The sequence below is a fragment of the Sphingobacterium nematocida genome, assembly GCF_900168125.1.
Taxonomy (GTDB): Bacteria; Bacteroidota; Bacteroidia; order Sphingobacteriales; family Sphingobacteriaceae; genus Sphingobacterium; species Sphingobacterium nematocida.
The window spans coordinates 44635-63693 of the sequence record NZ_FUZF01000016.1 but is presented as its reverse complement, the minus strand read 5'-3'; the positions used below and the strand labels follow the sequence as shown (position 1 = coordinate 63693).

The 19059-nt window shown below is 41.5% G+C and carries 17 protein-coding genes; 5 read left to right on the top strand and 12 right to left on the bottom strand.

Annotation, left to right across the window (positions count from 1 at the left end; genetic code table 11):
• Nucleotides 1-33: 33 nt before the first annotated feature.
• Both B5X76_RS16020 and B5X76_RS16015 read right to left on the bottom strand, forming a co-directional pair.
• Nucleotides 34-597 (bottom strand): RNA polymerase sigma factor, encoded by a 564-nt coding sequence (locus B5X76_RS16020; protein WP_079644633.1) that lies wholly within the window; start codon nt 595-597, stop codon nt 34-36.
• An 88-nt stretch (nt 598-685) separates the two neighbouring features.
• Complete coding sequence (locus B5X76_RS16015) at nt 686-1606, bottom strand: LysR family transcriptional regulator (RefSeq protein WP_079644632.1); 921 nt, start codon at nt 1604-1606, stop codon at nt 686-688.
• 163 nt (nt 1607-1769) lie between these two features.
• On the opposite strand from B5X76_RS16015, the gene B5X76_RS16010 reads away from it, so the two are divergent.
• Nucleotides 1770-2426: an NAD(P)H-dependent oxidoreductase gene (locus B5X76_RS16010; protein WP_079644630.1), complete on the top strand. Its 657-nt coding sequence runs from the start codon at nt 1770-1772 to the stop codon at nt 2424-2426.
• Between the two features lie 73 nt (nt 2427-2499).
• On the opposite strand, the gene B5X76_RS16005 is transcribed toward B5X76_RS16010, so the two are convergent.
• The 7 genes from B5X76_RS16005 to B5X76_RS15975 all read right to left on the bottom strand — a co-directional run bounded on the left by B5X76_RS16005 (nt 2500) and on the right by B5X76_RS15975 (nt 8715).
• Nucleotides 2500-2946: a hypothetical protein gene (locus tag B5X76_RS16005; protein ID WP_079644628.1), complete on the bottom strand. Its 447-nt coding sequence runs from the start codon at nt 2944-2946 to the stop codon at nt 2500-2502.
• A gap of 121 nt (nt 2947-3067) precedes the next feature.
• A complete protein-coding gene (locus tag B5X76_RS22165) occupies nt 3068-3460 on the bottom strand; it encodes a hypothetical protein (protein WP_217699673.1) in 393 nt (130 codons plus the stop codon).
• Nucleotides 3450-5267 carry a reverse transcriptase/maturase family protein gene (locus B5X76_RS15995; RefSeq protein ID WP_139375354.1) on the bottom strand — a complete coding sequence of 606 codons (1818 nt, stop codon included), beginning with the start codon at nt 5265-5267 and terminating at the stop codon, nt 3450-3452. The genes B5X76_RS22165 and B5X76_RS15995 overlap by 11 nt, the downstream gene beginning before the upstream one ends.
• A 525-nt stretch (nt 5268-5792) precedes the next feature.
• Nucleotides 5793-6470 carry a C40 family peptidase gene (locus B5X76_RS15990; protein WP_139375353.1) on the bottom strand — a complete coding sequence of 226 codons (678 nt, stop codon included), beginning with the start codon at nt 6468-6470 and terminating at the stop codon, nt 5793-5795.
• Nucleotides 6389-6772 carry a hypothetical protein gene (locus B5X76_RS15985; RefSeq protein ID WP_079644624.1) on the bottom strand — a complete coding sequence of 128 codons (384 nt, stop codon included), beginning with the start codon at nt 6770-6772 and terminating at the stop codon, nt 6389-6391. Before B5X76_RS15985 ends, B5X76_RS15990 begins: the two co-directional genes overlap by 82 nt.
• 114 nt (nt 6773-6886) lie before the next feature.
• Complete coding sequence (locus B5X76_RS15980) at nt 6887-7519, bottom strand: fibronectin type III domain-containing protein (RefSeq protein WP_079644622.1); 633 nt, start codon at nt 7517-7519, stop codon at nt 6887-6889.
• 851 nt (nt 7520-8370) lie between these two features.
• Nucleotides 8371-8715: a hypothetical protein gene (locus B5X76_RS15975; RefSeq protein WP_139375352.1), complete on the bottom strand. Its 345-nt coding sequence runs from the start codon at nt 8713-8715 to the stop codon at nt 8371-8373.
• Between the two features lie 452 nt (nt 8716-9167).
• Between B5X76_RS15975 and B5X76_RS15970 the strand changes: the two genes are divergently transcribed.
• The 4 genes from B5X76_RS15970 to B5X76_RS15955 all read left to right on the top strand — a co-directional run bounded on the left by B5X76_RS15970 (nt 9168) and on the right by B5X76_RS15955 (nt 13801).
• Nucleotides 9168-9533 (top strand): hypothetical protein, encoded by a 366-nt coding sequence (locus B5X76_RS15970; RefSeq protein ID WP_079644620.1) that lies wholly within the window; start codon nt 9168-9170, stop codon nt 9531-9533.
• 301 nt (nt 9534-9834) lie between these two features.
• Nucleotides 9835-11103: a T9SS type B sorting domain-containing protein gene (locus B5X76_RS15965; protein ID WP_079644618.1), complete on the top strand. Its 1269-nt coding sequence runs from the start codon at nt 9835-9837 to the stop codon at nt 11101-11103.
• Nucleotides 11104-11107: 4 nt separating this feature from the next.
• Nucleotides 11108-13393 carry a collagen-like domain-containing protein gene (locus tag B5X76_RS22400; protein WP_139375351.1) on the top strand — a complete coding sequence of 762 codons (2286 nt, stop codon included), beginning with the start codon at nt 11108-11110 and terminating at the stop codon, nt 13391-13393.
• Between the two features lie 6 nt (nt 13394-13399).
• Nucleotides 13400-13801: a hypothetical protein gene (locus B5X76_RS15955; RefSeq protein ID WP_079644616.1), complete on the top strand. Its 402-nt coding sequence runs from the start codon at nt 13400-13402 to the stop codon at nt 13799-13801.
• 388 nt (nt 13802-14189) lie between these two features.
• Here B5X76_RS15955 and mrdA read toward each other — a convergent pair whose 3' ends face one another.
• The 3 genes from mrdA to B5X76_RS22035 all read right to left on the bottom strand — a co-directional run bounded on the left by mrdA (nt 14190) and on the right by B5X76_RS22035 (nt 19046).
• Nucleotides 14190-16055: a penicillin-binding protein 2 gene (mrdA, locus tag B5X76_RS15950; RefSeq protein WP_079644614.1), complete on the bottom strand. Its 1866-nt coding sequence runs from the start codon at nt 16053-16055 to the stop codon at nt 14190-14192.
• Nucleotides 16056-16616: 561 nt separating this feature from the next.
• A complete protein-coding gene (locus tag B5X76_RS15945) occupies nt 16617-18065 on the bottom strand; it encodes a thioredoxin family protein (protein ID WP_079644612.1) in 1449 nt (482 codons plus the stop codon).
• Nucleotides 18066-18089: 24 nt separating this feature from the next.
• Complete coding sequence (locus tag B5X76_RS22035; protein ID WP_079644610.1) at nt 18090-19046, bottom strand: FISUMP domain-containing protein; 957 nt, start codon at nt 19044-19046, stop codon at nt 18090-18092.
• Between the last annotated feature and the right edge of the window lie 13 nt (nt 19047-19059).

The following is a 19059-nucleotide window of genomic DNA, read 5'->3' as shown; positions in this document are numbered from 1 at the left end:
AAATAAGACCAGCACCTACGCCAAAACCAAAATTTATAAATAAAAACTCAAAAAAGCATAGAATCCATTGGTTTTCAAACGAATTCGTTTTATTGCTTTATTGATTTGATTTTCAACTGTGCTTCTGGATAATCCATACTCCATTGCTATCTCATCGATTGTCTTGTGGTTATACCGGCTTTCTTTAAATATAAGCTTGCATTTTTCGGGCAGATTCTCGATCTCCTCGTGGATTAGGTCGAGAATATAACGGTAGTGAAGTCGATCTTCTAAGGGTGGTTCTTGTAAGACCTGTTCTATATGATCAATAGCAACATATTGATCCTTCTCTTTATCGAGGTATTTAAATGTTAAGTATCGGGCCCCACTCATCAGATAAGCAGACATATTCAAGACCTCATGTATCCGGCTTCTATTTTTCCAGATGCTCAAAAACAGATCATGAACGATATCCTCCGCCGCTTCAACCTGTTGCACCTTACGGTACACTTTATTATAGATTGGCTGCCAATAATGGTCGTAAAAATCGGCAAAAGCACGCTGATCACCAGCCGCCAACCTATCGATCAAAGAAGGGTCGTTCATTGCTTTAGCCATATTATAACTGAATAGATAAACGCAAAGATAAGAAACGATAGGTTCTTTCTGTTAAGAATCAAAAGCTTATTAACTCATATGCTGCAGGCTAAGATTGCTTAAGGTCTATCCCTTCCCACCTTTCCTGTAGCAACTCCTCTAATTGTTCAATCTCGTTCTGATAGATTGTTTTCTTACGCGTACCAAAATACAACGTATTCTCCAGAGGCTGCTGGCCTGCCCAAATCAATTTAATCTTACTTGCGGCAATAGCCTCTGCACACAAAAAGTCAGGAACGACAGAAAAGCCGGATCCTGCACTCAGACAACGTACGATAGAACTGATGTTGGGCACAATATAGTTGGGGCTGAAATCAGGATGTTCTCCAAAATGCTTTAACCAAAAGTTTTTCAAGTGCTCCATATCCGCTGCCGTGCTATACCAGAGTTGATGCTTTAATACAGAAATGGCCTCTTTTATTTTGTTGTCGGCCAATAACCCTTCGACCTCCGCAGTATCGGTATCGGCCCCGGCTATTAGTACGATACGCTCCTTTGAGAAAGGCTTGTAATCTAAATTCTGCTGTGTTCCCTTTTGCGGCGTCACAATCAAATCGAGAAGCCCATTATCCAGATCGTGCTGCATTTTAGGGTATTCCCCGAAGCTGATAATTAGATTGAAAGGCAGATTGGCAATATGCTCTTCCAATGTATATTGAAAAGTTTCAAAACACATGCCCACACTAATCGTCACTCTTTCATCCTGCGATCTTTTGTGAAAATGCTGTTCGGCGCTTTCCATTTTCTTCAATGGATCCAAAACATAGTTATATAAAATCTTGCCCTTCTCCGTCGGCACCATTCTCCGTGCCGAACGGTCAAAGAGTTTGTACCCTGTAAAAGATTCCAATGAATTTAAGTGCAAACTTACTCCCGGCTGAGAGATAAAGAGCTCCTGTGCCGCGGCAGACAACGTTCCTGTCTCGTAGATCGCCTTAAAAGTTCGTAACCATTCTAAGTTCCAGCGCATATCCTATACTATTTATGATACAAATTTAGACAATATATCACAGCTATAAGCAATAGAAGACAAGTCTATCTATAATTTTAATTATGGAAATGTATAATTTAAGTTATTTTAATAATACATGATAATGATAGAACTTTGCATTATCAATACGAATAATTATACAATGAAAAAGATATTTATAATAAATGGCGGTCAAACATTTGCACACTCTGGAGGTCTATTTAACAATACGCTTACCACATGGACGCAAGAAACATTAGAGAAACAGGGGTTCGAAGTAAGGGCTACATGTACCAATAATGAGTTTGACGCGATAGAGGAAGTAGAAAATTTTAAATGGGCAGATATGATTATCTATAATACACCTATCTGGTGGTTTCAGGTTCCCAATCGTTTAAAAAAATATATAGACGAAGTCTTTACGGCGGGGCATCAAAACGGTATATATGCCAGCGACGGTAGGAGCCGTAAAAACCCAGCAATTAACTACGGAAAAGGCGGCCTGATGCAAGGGAAGAAATACATGGTAAATACGAGCTGGAATGCGCCCGAAACCGCATTTACACTACCTGGAGAATTTTTTGATCAGACATCTGTCGATGATGGTGTACTATTTGGGTTTCATAAAATGAACCAGTTTGCCGGGCTAGAACGTGTTGACGGGTTTCATTTTCATGATCTCGAAAAAAATGCAACCGAAGAACGGATAAACAACTACCAGCAAGCTTATAATCAGCACTTGAAAAATATACTCATCACAGAAAAACAATTGAGCACAGACGAACTCACATTTATCAATACAGAACTGGCAAAAATATAACCTGCGGTACAAATTTTATTGTCCAATGAAAATGTAAACAACAGCGCGGACTGTCCCATAAGACAGACTGCGCTCATTGCCGAGATTTTTTTACACCTAGAAAAATCAATACCGACAAAATGACTATAGAGGCAACTCCCCAAATAATTCCATTCCAATTCTCCTTGCTTACACTTGACGAATTGACCTGAGATTCCAATTGAGACCCTATATGGATTCGTCTCTCTTGGCTATCCTTCTCCATCACCAGGTTGGTCTTTTTAATCTGCATGTCACTTCCCACAAGCCGTCCTCTGGTACCCCAAAATCCATATTGAGGATGGTAGTAGAAGACAGAATCGGCCTGCAACATCCAATACGATTGGTTGCTGTCTATTTGTTGCCAAAGAAAACGATCGGAAGATTGACTAAGATTTTTGACTTCACGAGTTTGCAGCGACAGCTCTTCTTGCCTTTGCCGATTGACACGACAGCCCAAGAGCGTGAGGGTGATAAAGATGATGATTGTGCTATTTTTCATGGTTTATAAGGGTTACAGGGTTACGAAGTAACAGAGTTACAAGGTGAAGCATGGTGATGTGTTTTTAAGGTAGCTCATTTGCAATTTCGCGAATCCGCCATTAATCATTAATCATTAACCATTAATTTACCCAATCCGCTATTGTATAGATAGTTCGGAGATGTCGACGTCTCGATTCGACACGATTATTGCTATTGCCCTCTATGGTGATCAGATAGTCGTTAGACCGCTCTTTAATCAGCCCCACATGGTTGATACGTCTCACTTTTGCGCCATAGATACCAAATACATCCGCAGGCTGGCATTGGTCTTTTCCGATCTGCCTGACTTTCGGAAACAACGCAGGGCTCCATGGGTTACGTGGAACAGCGAATCCGGCTTGGCCGTAGCGTAGGCTAAGTACCCAGCGCCTTGCTATATTACTATAGTAGGTTTCCATGTACTCGCCTCCGAACCGTACGTACATGTCTCCATGTATACGGCTCTCCACTAATATTCGCAGTCTATCTTGCATTATGTATTTTAACGTGGCATTTATGGCAATCAGCCATCGTCTTCCTCTTTCTTGCAATCATCTTAATAACCCAAGGCTCTTTACCTTTTAGGTCTTTCATCTTTCGGATATGGTGCATTTCCAGATTCTCTGTACTCCTGCATAGTTCACACTTCTGGGCTTGTAGTCTTTCTATGAGACTTGTTCTTCCCGATGTGTACATGATACCAGGTACATTATCCACGTTTAACCTAACGTTGTCTGTTTTACGTTTAAAACCTTTATTGTAGAAGATGGATGATTTACGGTTTCCTTTGCGGTCGGTGTAGTAAACAGTAAAAACTCCGTTCCTTTTGAACTTGGTAATGGCCTGTCTAAGACTTATTCTGTATTTATTCGCAAATGTGCCGTACATACTGTATTCCATAATGTAACTGAAAGAATGCATAAATGAGCTGTTATTGGCTATCGAATAGTAATTATAGAGTCCTCGAATTTCAGCGTTGTATCTGCTTAATATTTCAAGATCATCGTTGTTAAGTAAATAGGGCCTCTTTTTTGATCGCCATACTTCTTTCCCCTTTTGCACCATTATTCGCAGAGCGTCGTACTCCATGAGCTTTCTCTGAAGGGCGACTTTTGGTATGTTTAGTACTACTCGCTTATCGTATGATTTGCACAGTGCACCAAGCTTATTTCGCTTGGTTTCATTGGATTTCCTGACGTAAACGTCAAAGCCTAGAAATCTTGCGGGTTTATTGGACTGTGTAATGAGCGTTTTCTCATCGGAGAGTTCCAATTGCAATTTCTCTTGTAGAAAACTTTTAATCTCCTGCTTGATCTGTTGGCTATCTTCTTTACTCCCTACTACCCCTATCAGGAAATCATCTGCATACCTTACGTATTTCATCCTTTTGAAATTAGTATCCATGTCATCGCTTTCTGCTATAAACCGACGCTCCTGTTCGATATTCCTTATCTCATTGATCAGTATTTTTCTTTCTGTTGTATCTTCTTCTTTTTTAAGCTTTTTCGTTAAGCATTGTTTTCTGCTTCTAAGTTTTAAGTGTTCTGCAGTCTCTTTGCGTCTTTGCCCTTTGTCGTAGTTTCGGATGTATTCTTCCATATATTTGTCGAATTTATCAAGGTATATATTTGCCAGTATTGGACTAACAATACCTCCTTGAGGTGTCCCACTGTAGCTATTGAAAAATTTCCAGTCTTCTACATATCCGGCATTCAGAAACTTTCTGATCAGTCTGATAAAGCGGTCATCTGTTATGCGTTCTTCCAGTGTTCTGATTAATACATCGTGATTGATGTTATCAAAAAAACCTTTTATATCGCCTTCAATGAACCACCTAGTCCCCGAAAATGATCGTTGACATTGCATCAATGCCGTCTGACAACTTCGGTGAGGTCTAAAACCATGTGAGAGATTGCTAAAGCTACCCTCATATATGGCCTGTAGTATCATCCTGATAACTTCCTGAACCAGTTTATCATCAAGTGAGGGAATCCCTAGTGGCCTTTTATTGCCATTCTTTTTTGGGATGTAAGTCCTCTTTGACGGATGGGGCTGGTACGTTTCATTTCTGAGCGCATCCATTAGCTTTTCAATGCGTCTGATGCTCATCCCATCGATAGTTTTACCATCGGCACCCTCAGTCATATTCCCAGGTTTGGCATATATGTTCTGATAAGCGTGGTAAAACATCTCTTCATTGAATAGAGTTCTGTAGAGTCGTTCAAACTTATAGTCAGGATTACTGCTATGATCTGATAGACTGTTTAATACTTTCTCTGGATTTCTTTTAATGTCTCCCACATTTTCCGTTATTAGTATTAAAAAATATTAGCTGCTTCCCTTCGCCATGTACAGGGCTTTCCCCTGCTCGGACTACTACGGAAGCTCCGTTGCCTTGTCGGATATTCAAAGGCCTGCACCTTATAGCCAGCTCTGTGGCATTCCGATTTAGGCAATCCCCGTTTAGGTTAATAATGACAGGCACTGTAGATTCTCGGATAAGACTTGTCCTTTTCTGCTTACTGCAGCTGTGTCATGGTTTGTTCTTGCTCTTCTGTCCATGGATCTAACAGGAGTACCATGATGTGACGTTTACCAGTTATCTTTCGTCCCAGCCTCGTCTGTGACCACTCGAACCATCTTTCAATCCGTTATGATTTTATCCTTATATCTACATTTTCATCTTCCCATTCAGTCGCAGTATGATAACTAACTGACTTATGGGGTTACCAACATGCTACACTCCCCGTCTAGTTTCCCTCGCGGATAAGTTGGCTGATGATAGGCTTATTGAACACTAGCCTAGATTTTGCCAAAAATCATTCATTATAAACCCTTTACGGGCGCACACCATGATACGAAGGCAGCGCACCATTCATAGCCCTTGCCGAGATTTGTATAACGGAGGTATTCTTCGATTCGTGGGCCGTCATTGTTACCCGTAGCTTCGTGGGTTCCTAGTTCATTGCTTGCTATTTGTATTATTAGGTCTCTTTTTATGCCACTCGAGCTCCCGAAATTCGGGACAAGACTGTGACAGGGCTCTTCCTTTTTTTCCGCAAAAAAGGAAGCAAAAAACTCATCGCTTAAAACTTTTGACACAAAGGAGGTGCATCCACCTACTATTGTCAAAAATTTTGCAGGCGATAAACGGAGTAAATGTACGTAACTACCAGTAGTAGCCGAATAAATTGGCCTAGGTTGCGAAACCGTTAAGAATTTAAATGGTGATCTCGTTAAGAAAATCAAACTCTTTGACCCCGACTTATCGGGGGAGTTTTTGATTTTTAGAGAACACGAATTAAATTTAGGATGAGCAACCATGCCTTGATTTAGCTTCGCTGAGCTCCACTTCGTTCCGGTTCTTTGCATACTTTCTTGATCAAGCAAGAAAGTATGAGCCACTCGCGGCTTGAGCGAGCTTACATCACCACTTCCATTGCCTTTAAAACTGCATACAACAGTAAAAAGAACACCGAAAAATAAAGAATACATTGTTGCCATGATGATAGTTGATTTAAGTGATGACCAAATTGCTTACGAAAAGACTTAAAAGGGCTCCATAGTAGCTCCTGCAGCCATATGCTGATATAGACCGCCAGCCAGCCGACCAGCAATCCAAAAACCGCAACGGTTAGCGTACCGAAGTCCAGCACACCGATTGCCGGATCGAACAGCTGCAATATGGTAGATACCATGATCCAGCCGATGATCAGAAATAAAGAGCCAAAGAATAGCTTCTCTTTTAGAATGGGTTCCCGATGCCAGCCCTGGGCTAGCCATGAAGGATTGTTTGTTGTAATCATGTTATGTAGCTAAAAGGTTAGAAAAGTGAGATAGTTAAAGAAGATTAGAGTGTATTTTTTACCTGCTACCCCTCTAGCTATGCTCACTAATCATTAATAATTAACCATTGATCTCTACCTCACGATCAGATAAATACTCTCCGACCAATCGCCAATTCCTTTGTTGTTGCGAGCACGCACACGGAAGTAAACCTTCTCTCCCGGAGTCAGACCACTGATATAATTGGACCGTGAAGTACTCGTGCTGAAGATCTCACCCCACTGAGGCTGATTTTCAGCATCCAATGCTGTAGCATAACAGTATTCGTACTCCGAAACATTCTTCTGTGGCGTAAATCCAAATTTGATCTCTCCCGATATACGTCCGTCTTCCAGTCGCATGCCGACCATTACTGTAGGGTGGGTTCCCGATTTGGGTGGTGGTACCAACATAAAACCCGAACTGGCTAGGACTTCTCCATCGCCATCTGCTACGACGTTGACATAAAAAGCCAATTGCCGCATGGCTTGCAATACCCGTTCACGGGCATTGTCTCTAGCCTTTTTCTCCAACTGGCTACCCCGTGTAGCTGCGATCTCATGCTTCACCCTGTAGTCATTGACCAGCACCTCATAGTCCGTCATTTCCGGTTTAGGATCCGGGAATAATGTGTTGTCTTTCATAGCAGCCAGTGTCTTACCGGCCAGACTAGATAGGGAATAATCGTCCCATTTGTGATATGCGATATAAACGCGATCTCTTCTCATGTTTTATAAATTTTGATAACTGTAAATAATAATTCTCTTGCCCCATTGGGCAGCTGATGCTTTTTACCGGCCCCCCAGTATTGGCTCGGCACGTATGCCATGGGCTTTAACTCCGTACATTCTTATTCCTTTCGTTGAATCCATAGCCAAAGATGGCCCACCCCATTCCGTAAACCTAAAAAACAGGTAACAGCAGGCAACGACCTACAATAAAAGCGGTTTTTCCAAGCAACAGCATGCAAGCCCTGAACTAAAAAAACCATATAACCCTAAGGATTCACAACATATCCCTATGTCTAAAAAGATAAACCATAAGGATACTGCGTACTCCCTTATATCTATGCCGTACTTCCCTATGGATATACGCTACTTCCTTCTGTCCGGTAGATTTAGCCCTATGTATACGTAAGATTACTATATAGTTTTGTCCGGCATCCCTATAGGTAAAGCAAAGACCCATACAGCAATACCGCAAATCCATAAGGAAACAAATTACAGATGTCCGTCCATACCGTACTTCCATACAGGTCCACTCCGTTTCCATACGTCTAGACTACATAGATAAATAGGTAAGACATATTTCAATATGTCTGCACGGTACACCCTTTTCGCTTTGCGTTGTACCCTTCTGTCAAAACAAAAAAACCTTAAGGCTAAAACGGCCAGCTGTACGTCACATCTACTTTTCCGTAAGGATGTCACATAAACCCTTAACTTAAAGCGGTACTTCCATAACGTTGTTCCTTATTTCCCTACACCGACAGGGTGCTTCTGTCAAGGTATGCCCTATACCCATATCGTTAAAAATCAAACCCATAAGGTTCCGGTGCAGAACCTTACGGGTTTAATGGCTAAAATTTTCCTTTTTGCCTGGAATAGGAGTAACGCAGTGCCTCCACTTCACTAAAGATCAGGCGTACCCCAGCAATGTCATCTCTATCCACGGTGGTGAGTACTTTCCGTGCACGGAGGTCATCAATCTTCCAACGGCTCACCTTTAGTATAGACTGAGCTTCCTTAACGGTCACCAATTCTTCTTCAAGGTACCCCCTTTGCGGCGGGGTGTCCGAGACGGCTTCTTTTTCAGACGTGTTATTTCGAGAAACACCCTGATCTAAAAAAAACTTTAATAATTCTTTAATTTCTTTCAATAATACATTGGTTGTGGTCTTTTGATCAATAATTTGTCGCAACATGTTTTCCATGGGTATGATGTACATGCACAGTCAAAGTCCGGCCATAGCTACTATGCGGTTTAACAAAAAGTAGAAAAAAGTATAATCGGTTGGGATCACTCCCTATCATCCTATGTATATGGCGCCCTGGTTTTACTGGCCTGCGAGCTCTTCTGATAAAACTCTTTCGAGAGACAAATGTTTGGAGCTTATCAAAAAATGCCCTTTCATTCAAAACAAATTGTTATATTAGTGTTATTAGTCAAAGCAATTATTGTAAAAGCCGTTCCCAATAGTATTGTCGTACGTATTTTAAGAATGCTATGCACACCATATCCCGTCTTATAATACCTTATTCGGATATCCGCATTACCCGTTACGTTTTTCTAGCGGTATCCTTTGCTATATACCATCCTTTTCGTAATCGCGACCTCACCTTCGATGTGCTAGCGGCATAGACAGCACAAAAGTCTATGCCGGATGGCGGTCAGTATACTGATCAAGCTGTCTCATTTATTTCCTATCATCACAGCCTATGCAGAACTGAAAGTCCGCTGCATGAGGTTACTTATGAATCCATACAAATTAAAACAGATATGCAAGAAGATCATCTTTATAAGACACTTAGGAATAGATTAACAAAGTATCGTGCTCCCAACAATGAGCTGTTAGAGGCACTTGTTCCATTAATAAATGGAAGAGCTTACGACACTAAACAAAATTTACTGATCACAGGCGATATACAACGTCGTGCGGTACTGCTACATCAGGGAGCAGCTGTTGCTTACGATCGACATCCATTTTCCAATAGCAAACACCACACTGGAAGTCGAACTTAGGTAGATCTATGCATCAAACCGAATCTCTAATAATCTATCAAGTATGGATATCGATCAAAGCCACTTGGTTAGGTGGTAGCCTCTACAATACCTGCAGTGCGCGCTCAAAAAAATCATGCTAGCCAGATAACGTGTTTTTCAAACAACTATTTGCCTATGCTGTAAGTGTTTTTGTTTAGCTGTACTTCACTTGTCCGTCATTTGTCCACCTTTTGTCCACCCCTAAAACTTCAAAGTAGGCACTTCCATACCTTATCTTTACCGAATTATACATTTTTCAAAGTAAAGTATACCCTATTCAATGAAGCCGATAGCTGCCTTGTTCTTACTTCTTCTTTCATTTGGACCCGTGTTTTGTCAGGACAACAAAGGAAGTGTCATCCTCGACAACTCTGTAACGAGTGTAGAGCAGGATGTCACGAAGTCGCTATTCGGCGAAACGATTTATTTTGGTCCCGAAGCGGAATGGAGTATTGATGGCACCCTCGAGATCTGGTGCCAGCGTATCTGGATAGCACCTGGAGCAAAAATCTACGGCAGCGGCCGTATCCTAATTTACAATCCTGCTGAAAGCCCTTTTTATAATGGCCTTAAGAAGAAACCTACAGTAATAGATGGCAACAATGGCAATTTTATTAAACTACTCGTAGAGCACCATAATAGTGCCGGCATAATACTGGAAAACATGGATGATCCAGGCTATAGCGCAACAGGGGTATCCGGATCGGATGGAGCGGCATTAAATATAGGAGGCGAATTAAAACTTGCACAAGATGGGGCTGATATACTGCTCAACGGCTATAACCTATCGTTTGATAAGGAGGCATCCATAACGCAATATGGCAATCGCCGTAAACTGATCATGCGCAATGATTATGGACATGTTTCCAAACTATTGACCTCTGGTTCGCATTTTATGTTTCCAATAGCTACAGCATCGCTTCACTATGCCCCGGTCGCAGTATCTGGCAGCGACAAAGATGCGACGATCTACGCTCGGAGCAGCGATTATTCAAGCAGTATAGTGCGTCCTAAGTACCCGCAATCGGGTATTGATATAAACTGGCAGGTCTATGCTTCGCAACCGCTAACTGCAATGCTGACGCTCACACATCCGCTGGCAGCTAATAAGGAAAAGTATAGGGACGAGCAAGCAGCAATCTACCAGTTTATGGAGTTGGAAGAAATGGATCGCCTTCCCACAAAGCGAGTTTCCGAAGGAGTACATCAATCCAGTGCTGTTCAATTGGCTACAGAACCAACCGATTATAGATCATGGTTTACCAAATCAATCGCTTTATCCGATGAACTGTTTATTCCCAATGTTTTTACTCCAAATGGCGACGGCGTGAATGATCGATTTGTAATACAGGCAATGGAAGCTTTTAACACGGTCAGTCTAACCATTTATAACCGCTGGGGTAACAATATATATTATAATCCCGTGTATGATAACAGCTGGGATGGATCGGGATTAAATCCTGGGACTTATTATTATGTTATTGAAGCAAAAGAAGGGAATAATAGCTCAATATATAAAGGGTGGGTTTTATTAATAAAAGAAAATTAACGGTATGCAGCAAATATATAGTCTATTCATCATAAGCTTCTTCATTATCGGAGGCGTAAAGGCACAATCAAAAATATCGGACAGTAGCGGAGACAAGTCACTGCCCAGCAAAAACGCGATCCTGGAGTTGAACAGTAAAACACGGGGACTCCTACATGCCCGTGTCGAATTAAGAGATACAAAAGATCCCTATCCACTAGCCGCACACGAAGCTGGTATCATGGTGTTCAATACCAAAGCTGTTGCTGATGTTCAGATCGGTATTTATTATAATGATGGAACAAAGTGGGTAGCTAACCTTTCGGCTTACGATAGCTGGCTGCAGGCCGGAAATACGGGGTCAGTTGCAGATTTTGTAGCTTCGTTGAAAGGGTCTAAAGGTGATAAGGGTGATAAAGGTGAGGCCGGTGAAGATGGGCCACGAGGTGTGCAAGGATCAGTAGGCCCTGTTGGGGTACAAGGATCCAAAGGGGATAAGGGCGAGACCGGTAACGAAGGACCACAGGGAATACAGGGGCCCATCGGCCCCATAGGAGTACAAGGACCTAAAGGAGATAAAGGAGAAACCGGCGACCAAGGACCACAGGGCGTACAGGGGCCAATAGGACCTGTTGGATTGCAAGGGCTCAAAGGTGATAAGGGTGAAACTGGTGACGAAGGACCACAGGGAATACAGGGGCCCATCGGCCCCATAGGAGTACAAGGTCCTAAAGGAGATAAAGGGGAAACCGGCGAAGAAGGACCACAGGGGCCTGCTGGTCCTGCAGGGTCGGATGCTACGATAAATAATGTCGCGGCAACAGGTGATCTGACAGGTACATTTCCTGGACCACAAGTCGCAGGTCTACGCGGCAAGCAGATCAGCAGTACAGCCCCTGTATCCAATGATATTTTAAAATTTGATGGTACACAATGGGTACCATCAGCGCTAAGCTCGTCTTCGGGACTAGTACTCCCCTACTCAGCCAGTGAGAACAATGCATCCACGTTGTTTTTAATTAAAAACAGTGGAGAAGGAAAAGCAATATCAGGAACACTTACCAGCAGCAGTCCTAGCCTAACAGCAGTAGAAGGGCTGATCGACAATACCTCACCAGGAGGCTTTTCTACCGGTGTAAAAGGGGCCAACAACGGCACCGGAGGGCTGGGAATAGGTGTTTGGGGTTCGCATGCCGGATCAGGTTGGGGTGTATACGGTGTTACGCCCAACGGTCTTGGTGTATATGGCAATGCCTCGGCAAATGGTACGGGGGTGTATGCAAATAGCAATGCAGGTATAGGTCTTACCGCAACCAGCAACAACGGTAAGCCTGCTGAAATCTCTATATTCAATAACTCCAATAACAATACTGTACTCAAAGCAAGCACCGTAGGTAATGGAACGGTTATAGATGTCTCGACAACAGGTAATGGAAATGGAATCAATGTGAATACGACTTCGGGCTTTGCTGTACACGGCACTACTGCAGCACAAACCTCGGCAGGTATTGTCGGAGATAACTTTAGCGGAGGAGAAGCTATTGTAGGCCGCGCCAAAAGCGATATCGCTGGTGCAGTCGTAGGTCGTAACGATGGCGGAGGCTATGGTGTTCGTGGTTTTGTGGCAACGGATAATAAAGGTACCGGTATAGGTGTATTTGGACAGGTTGGACTTAACAATAGCACTGGCCGGGCCGGACGCTTTGAAAATTTTAATACGCAGAACCCATCCAATACGCTGGAAGTAGTAACCAATGGAAATGGAAGTGCTTTATTGGCCGATCATAAAGGGACATCTGGAAATCTCGCCGTATTTCAGAAAAATGGTGCCAATGTAGCACGCATCGACCTAACAGGCAAGGGGTTTTTCAATGCTGGTACGCAAAATAGTGGGGCAGACATCGCGGAGGCCTTTGATGTGATCGGCGAGCGAAATACCTATGAGCCTGGCGATGTGCTCGTGATCTCGATAGATGAGGATCGTACAGTGGAAAAATCATCCGATGCCTACTCTACATTAGTGGTAGGTGTATATGCGACCAAACCTGGGGTATTGCTGACCGAAGAAGATATGGATACCGACATCTCAGACAAGGTACCTATGGGAGTAGTAGGCGTAATCCCAACCAAAGTCTGTAACGAGGGTGGGCCTATCCAACGGGGCGATCTACTGGTCACCTCTTCTACACCAGGGGTAGCCATGAAAGCTGATCCAAACAAAGTAAAAGTAGGCCAGGTGATCGGCAAAGCTTTGCAGCCGTTTGTAGGAACTGGTGTCGATAAGATAAAGGTATTCGTTAACGTAAAGTAAAATAAGATGTATAGTAGATTGTTGATTTTAAGCTTCGTATTGTGTGCAAACAGTTTATTTGCGCAGTCGCACGGAGAGAATAAGAAATTACAACAGGTCTTAAACACACCATGTGATATACAAAACACCAAGCCTCAGGTGCCAGTCACTAAACGTACAGCGCCCCTTTTGTCGACCACTGAAGACATACGCAGTCAAATAAAGAATAGACAGGAGTTGCTTAATTCGATGTGTTCGATGTCGCCAATAGCCGGGACCACTGCTACTAGCCCTACATTACAGTCTAGATCTATCTCAAATACCAAACCCAACCCTAGCAATGTAAAGTTAGCATCGGAGCAGCCAATGGAAGAAAGAAAAATAGAAGTGTCTAAAGATATACTTAAGACCAGTAATCAGGGACAGTAGTACATTCTTTTCTTGACATTGTTTAAAACACCCCCATATGGTGCGCAGCGTCAAAGAAAATAAGTAAAGGCAAATACCATTTCAGCGGTATTCGCCTTTACTTATTTTTATCTTACCTTCTTCAATAATTCTACTGCATCCATAGAGCCTTGTATACGGTAAATTACCTCTCCTTTGTCATCCAATACGAACATAGTAGGATAGGCTTTCACTGCAAACCGATCGAGAGAGCCTTATACCCGAAATTAATTCTGGATACAGTCCGATGCTGGGACTGCGCCATAACCCAGTCCCCAGCAAGTCGGAGCCAAGTTTGCTTTTCTTTACATTAAAAACATATAGTTTTACTGTTCCTCCAAGCGCTCCCTGACTTTCATTAACAAATATGCTACGTTGTTACATCAGATTTTTTAGTTTCACTGGACTTATTTTTCGGCAAAAAATTTGCGTTGTAAATACGCTCTTGAATGTAAGTCGGGAGCGAAATAGTATCATTAATGTATTTCTCAATCAACATACTTGCAATAGGTCCTGCCCAAGTCCCACCGTACCCAGCATTTTCAACAAATACGGCTATGGCAATTTTTGGGTCTACTCTGGGGGCAAACGCAAAAAAAACGGCATGATTTTCACCATGTGGATTCTGCGCAGTTCCTGTCTTACCGCACATTTCAATTGTGGGTATGCGCAATTTATAACCTGTTCCGCCAGGCAAATTGACGACACGACTCATTCCTTCAATAACAGGTTCGTAATACGCAGCATCCACACCCGCGCTTATACATTCTTTATATTCTTCCGTTACAAGACTCTCACTACCATACCCTTTCACAAGATGCGGACGGTAATAGTGGCCTCTATTGGCAACTATCGCCATAATGTTGGCCATTTGTAACGGGGTAATACCGAGTTCGCCCTGACCTATAGAAAGTGAGATATTATATCCCGACCTCCATTTATCGTTGCCGAATCGCTTAGAATAAAAATCAGCTGTAGGTACCATTCCTGGTTTTTCGCCGGAAAGATCTATCCCCAATTTTCTGCCTAATCCAAATTTTATAAGCGCTTCCCTCCAAAGACCATAGGCTTCTGAACTTGGCATATCTCGGGCATCAATCATATTTGCATAGGTGTGTGCATAGTAAGTATTACATGACTTCTGTATCGATTTAACGAGATCAGTAGGACCATCTACATGTTCACACCCCATCACTGCGCTCCCTCTACCGTATCGATACCCCCCAGGGCAATTAAATATCGTGCTCTCGCTAATCACTCCAGCCTGCTGAGCTATTAGGGCCGATACAATCTTAAAAGCAGATCCGGGCGGATAATAGGCTTGTATTGGGCGCACAAATAAAGGATGGTTTGCATCGTGTAAGAGTTTCATATAATTATCTCCTCTCTTTTTACCCACCATCAGATTGGGATCGAAAGATGGGGCACTCACAAAAGTCAGTATTTCACCAGAACTAGGCTCTATTGCTACCACGGATCCTATCTTACCTTGCATAAGGCGCTCAGCAAGCGCTTGTAAATCATGATCCAACGTGGAAATTAAACCTTGACCCGGGGTGGCTAACGTGTCATACTTGCCCTCCATAAATGAGCCCATTGGTCTACTAAAAACATCGACAACACTCGTCCTTACTCCTCGCTCGCCCCTTAGTAGACTTTCATACGATCCCTCGATACCTGATGCCCCTATATAATCCCCGGATCGGTAAAAGCCATCCGATTGTTCAATCTCTTTAGGGCTTACTTCTTTTATATATCCCAATAATTGTGAAGCAATAGTGTCTGGATAGTTTCTCACGCTTCGGTTTTGGACATAGAATCCTTTGAATTTATCAAGATGCTCTTGAAAACGAGCGTAATTAAGTGATGATAACTGCTTTTCAAATATTGAGGCACGATAGGGAGAATAAACCCTTGCTTTTGAAATTTTATGAGCATAATCATCTTTATTTATATCGATCAATTGACAAAAAAGTGCAGTGTCTATATCACCTACTTCGCGAGGTACAACTAAAAGATCGTAAACAGGTTCATTTTGAACCAGTACAATACCATTTCTATCATAGATGACACCTCTAGCTGGATAAATGATTTCTGTCCTCAATACATTATTATTTGCAGCCATTAGATAGGACTTGTCAACAATCTGGATATAAAACAATCGCCCAACAATGACAAAGGCAGATAGAAGTATAATAAATTGAAAGACAAATTTACGTTTGAAGAAATGATTCATGGTTTGCTACTATATAATAATTTTTAATATGCCAGTTAAATAGGGTACGATATCCTCAGCGGATATCACTAGTCAAGATCTAATAATAAAATGTGTGATTAAGTATTACAGTCAAAAAGTAATACAATGGAAAATCACTGAAAAATTAATGTGTGAAATGTCAAATATTTGCGCTAGTTTAATATTTCAACAACTAATTTTTTTCGGATTATTACAAATGTAACAATGCTAATTCACAAAAAGAAACAAAATGAAGGGTTTTGAAAGATTGATTATAAGAAGTGCCTAAATGAATATTAGGCACTCCAAAAGGTAAATATTACCTTTCTAAATATTTGTAAAATATATAACGACGCTGTCTCGGAAATCAACAATCCGGATCTCCAAATAAGAAACAACTATGGAAAAGTTTCGCTTCGTCCACCATAATTTTACTCTTGAAAAATTATTCTCATTTAACTTTAAAACATTGGTTTATTCAAAAATTGGCTAATGCTGAACTAAATATTTCGCAGCAAGCCGTCTCGAAAGTCGCCCGGATTATCCAGGCGACCTAACTTTCTAATTTATTTCTCCCACTTGTTTCAATAATGACTGGGCATCCATTGCTCCTAACATACGTTTAGCAATTGTTCCATCTGGCTTCAAAACTAATAATGTAGGAAACGCCTTCACTTCATACTTTTTCAATAGTGCTGGTCCTTCTCCTTTTTCCATATCCACTTTAATACTCACAAAATTCTTTTTGAAGAAATCGCCCACCTGCTTGTCTCTAAATGTATTCTCGTCTAACCATTTACAAGGGCCACACCAAGTCGTGTAACCGTCCATAAACACCATTTTATTTTCGGCTTCAGCCTTCTTCAATGCTTCAGCAAGGTTTATGTTTTCAAATTGTATACCATCAACATTATTTAATTTATTTATTGCTGATTTATAGCTTTTAGCATCCTTTTCTGGTAGCTGTGAAGACTTCTCTAATAAATAATCTTCTAGTATCTTTTTATCCTCGATCGATACACTTTTAAACTTCCCTAAAGACAATTCCAAATTGGTTAGCATAGATTTATTCCAGTCTTCTGTTCTGGTTCTTATGGCCGTAAGCATTTCTTTATACTTACCCTCTCCTCTATATTTCCCAATATCGTAAATTGTAAAAACCTTGTCTTCTGCAGGAAGATTCCCTTTCTGAATAGCCAAATAGCTATTTAAAAAGACGTCGCCTGAGTATAGGCTATCTCCAGAAGCGTAAGGATACAACTCTTTAAAATAAATTTTAGAAATCAAATCATTGACGATTGAGTCACCAGAAGCCTTGACATATGCAGCCTTATTATCTATTACATGTGCCAATAAAGGATCCTTACTGGAACGGATCTTTGCGGTAATCAGCCTCCAGTTTTCTTTTTTCGAATATTCAGCGGGTTTCAATTTAGCTAGGATCTCGTCTAAAACGACATTGCTTTTATCATTTTGATCGGCATGGCGTAATGTTTCAAAGTAATCTCTCATAAATGGGATAGTGCGCTCACCAGCTGCATATCGTTTATCCATACCTACTAAAGAGGTTTTAGGATTTAAGGACTTTTCCAAAATAGCTTTAAATTCAGGAATTTGGTGTCCCCCAACTATACGGTGTACAATCTCTCCATTTTGATCAAGAACAAGATAGTGAGCCATTGTCCTAACACCATATTTGTTGGCAAATGCGTTTCCAGCTTTAGAAGTCACATCCATAAAGAAGTTTACGAAGTTCTTGTCCATCCAGTCGGCGAATGCTTGATCGGAAAAAACATGCTTATTCATAGCATGACAAGGCCCTGCCCAATCGGCAAAACAATTAAAAAATATAAGTTTATTTTCCTTCTTTGCTGTTTTTAACGCTTCCTCAAAAGAGTAAATATATTTCATTTTAACGTCGAACTTGACCGCATCTCCATACATAGACTGTGCAAAGGTTGATGTCGTAATAAGTACCAGGAACGTTAATACTGTGATAATTTTTTTCATCTGCTATTTTTTAAATTTTATTTATTATTCTTTTATTAAACGTACGTGATATGCAGCTTCTTTTCTTGAAGTACCACGTAAAATGGTTGAGCGATCGAACATGACGGAGCGTGTGATCCCAACCTGAGTAGAGTCATTAAGAGCCAGTTCTGAAGATGACCAGAAATAACCATTTACATCTTTATTGCCATAGGGTGACCCGTACATAAAGATTCCAAAAACCCGAGCGCCACCAAACTCAGCATCAAAACCTAAACCTCCTTCTCCTTTCTTTAAAAGCTTGCCTTGCACAGTGCCTCGCCATTGATCTAACAAATCGATTTGCTCTCTTTTCATCCCTAGAGTCCCTTCCAACTCTTGCCAATCGGCATCGCTAGGTAATCTCCAACCAGCAGGAATAGCATTTTTGGCTCCTTCAAACGTATATAAGTAACCATAACGCTTTGCAAAGGATCCATTTGACTTCTCTGCCTTGTCTCGATTTAAGGTCGCAGCTACACCTGTAGCCTTTACCAATAACTCATTATATATAGGTTCTAGCACCTTGTAGGCATCGGGATAAGGCAACATCCTAGTCATAAATGTTTTTGATGGTATAAGGGACGCTTGTATACGAATTAAATAAGCTGGCTGCTGGTTTGCTGCCACTCCTGGCACATCTTGAATCTTACCATCTGCAACGGCTTTTGTAGCTGCTGCTGCAAACAATTTATTATCGACAACAACAGTAGCGACACTAACTAACTCTTCGCCATAGGTAAAGCAGCCACCCAAACCGCCCATTTCGATCCTATACTTTAAGTTGTCGGCCATCCAGGTTTGACTACCGATCGTGACACAACGGTATACCTGTCCATCACGCTCATCTACAAAATCAGCATGTTGGATAACCGAAACAGATGGTTCATCGATTGGTTGACTTGATTCTTTACAAGAAAATAGGAATACACTGCAAGCGACTATAAGAATATACTTCTTCATATATGTATAATTT